The 2402-nt window shown below is 66.7% G+C and carries 1 protein-coding gene; it reads right to left on the bottom strand.

Annotated features, from left to right (window positions below; translation table 11 throughout):
• A partial coding sequence (locus tag AC1DRN_RS29840; protein WP_477786920.1) for a VCBS domain-containing protein occupies positions 1 to 2402 on the bottom strand: 2402 nt, incomplete at both ends.

Here is a 2402-nt window from a genome sequence, read left to right as displayed (position 1 = left end):
GTCTTCCTGCACCGCGCCGGCCTCATCGCCGGTCGCGAAGCTGAGCACGGGCGCGTCGTTGCTGCCGGTGACGGTGACGGTCACCAGCTGGGTGGCCACACCGCCCAGGCCGTCGCTGACTTGCACCGTGAACACGTCATTATGACTCTCGCCCGCCTGCAGCGACTGCACCGCACTGGCGACCCCATCGCTGCCATTGGCCAGCGTGTAGATCCACTGGCCGCTGTTGTCCACGGCGATCGAACCGTAGGTGCCGGTTGCCGCGCCATGGATGCTCCAGGTCGCCGTGGCAYYGTGATCGATGTCGGCCGAGCTGAACTGGCCACTSACGCTGAGCRTGGTGTCTTCCTGCACCGCGCCGGCAGCATTGCCGGTCGCGAAGCTGAGCACTGGCGCGTCGTTGCTGCCGGTGACGGTGACGGTCACCAGCTGGGTGTCGACACCGCCGAGGCCATCGCTGACCTGCACGCTGAACACTTCGTTGTGACTCTCGCCCGCCTGCAGTGATTGCACCGCACTGGCGACCCCATCGGTGCCATTGGCCAGGGTGTAGGTCCACTGGCCGCTGTTGTCCACGGCGATCGCGCCGTAGGTGCCGGTATTTGACCCGACAATACTCCAGCTCGCCGTGGCACCGTGGTCGATGTCGGCCGAGCTGAACTGGCCATTCACGCTGAGCATGGTGTCTTCCTGCACCGCGCCGGCAGCATTGCCKGTCGCGAAGCTGAGCACKGGCGCGTCGTTGCTGCCGGTGACGGTGACGGTCACCAGCTGGGTGTCGACRCCGCCSAGGCCRTCGCTGACTTGCACCGTGAACACGTCATTATGACTCTCGCCTGCCTTCAGCGACTGCACCGCACTGGCGACCCCATCGGTGCCATTGGCCAGCGTGTAGGTCCACTGGCCGCTGTTGTCCACGGCGATCGCGCCGTAGGTGCCGGTATTTGACCCGACAATACTCCAGCTCGCCGTGGCACCGTGGTCGATGTCGGCCGAGCTGAACTGGCCATTCATGCTGAGCGTGGTGTCTTCCTGCACCGCGCCGGCCTCATTGCCTGCCACGAAGCTGAGCACGGGCGCGTCATTGGTCCCGGTCAGGGTGATCGTCACCGTCTGCGCTGCCGAAGTCGCGTTGCCCGTGCCGCTGTCGTCGGTGGCCACCACGGTGTAGGAGAAACTGATGGTTTCCCCGGCGCGCAGGAAGTCCAGGTTCTCGCTGCTGCTGTAGGTCCAGCCGGCCTGATCGACCGCGAAGCCGGCCACCAGTGCGGCGGCTTGCGCCGCCCCTAGGGTGCCGCCGCTCCAGACGAGGTCGTGGTTGGCACTCTGGCTGACCGTCACTGCATCGTTGACGTCCAGGTCGGCGAAGCTCAGCGCGCCGCTGTCGCTCAGCGTGGCCGCGCCGTTGCCTTCGTTCATCGCCCCAGTCGGGTCGGTGATGGTCAGCGTTGGCTGGTCGTTGGTGCCAGTGAGGGTGATGGTCACCGTTTGCGCCGCCGAGGTCGCGTTGGCCGTGCCACTGTCGTCAGTGGCCACCACGGTGTAGGAGAAGTTGATGGTTTCCCCGGCCCGCAGGAAGTCCAGGTTCTCGCTGCTGCTGTAGGTCCAGCCGGCCTGATCGACCGCGAAGCCGGCCACCAGTGCGGCGGCTTGCGCCGCCCCTAGGGTGCCGCCGCTCCAGACGATATCGTGGTTCGAACTCTGACTGACCGTGACGACGTCGTGGCTGTCCAGGTCGGCGAAGCTCAGCGCCCCGCTGTCGCTCAGCGTGGCCGCGCCGTTGCCTTCGTTCATCGCCCCGGTCGGGTCGCCGATGGTCAGCGTCGGCTGGTCGTTGGTGCCGGTCAGGGTGATGGTCACCGTTTGCGGCGCCGAGACCGCGTTGCCCGCGCTGCTGTCGTCGGTCGCCATCACGGTGTAGGAGAAGCTGACGGTTTCCCCGGCGCGCAGGAAGTCCAGGTTCTCGCTGCTGCTGTAGGTCCAGCCGGCCTGATCGACCGAGAAACCGGCCACCAGCGCCGCGGCTTGCGCCGCACCGAGGGTGCCGCCGCTCCAGACGAGGTCATTGTTAGAAGTCTGGCTGACCGTCACGACGTCGTGGCTGTCCAGGTCGGCGAAGCTCAGCGCCCCGCTGTCGCTCAGCGTGGCCGCGCCGTTGCCTTCATTCATCGCCCCGGTCGGGTCGGTAATGGTCAGCGTCGGCTGGTCGTTGGTGCCGGTAATGGTGACGGTCACCAGCTGGGTGTCGACGCCACCCAGGCCGTCGCTGACCTGCACCGTAAACACGTCATCATGACTCTCACCAGCCTGCAGCGCCTGCACCGCACTGGCGACCCCATCGGTGCCATTGGCCAGGGTGTAAGTCCATTGGCCGGCGTGGTCCACGGCGATCGCGCCGTAGG

This window comes from Pseudomonas sp. P5_B3, from assembly GCF_056400405.1.
The sequence above is the reverse complement of the archived record's forward strand: the minus strand, read 5'-3'. Positions and strand labels throughout refer to the sequence as shown.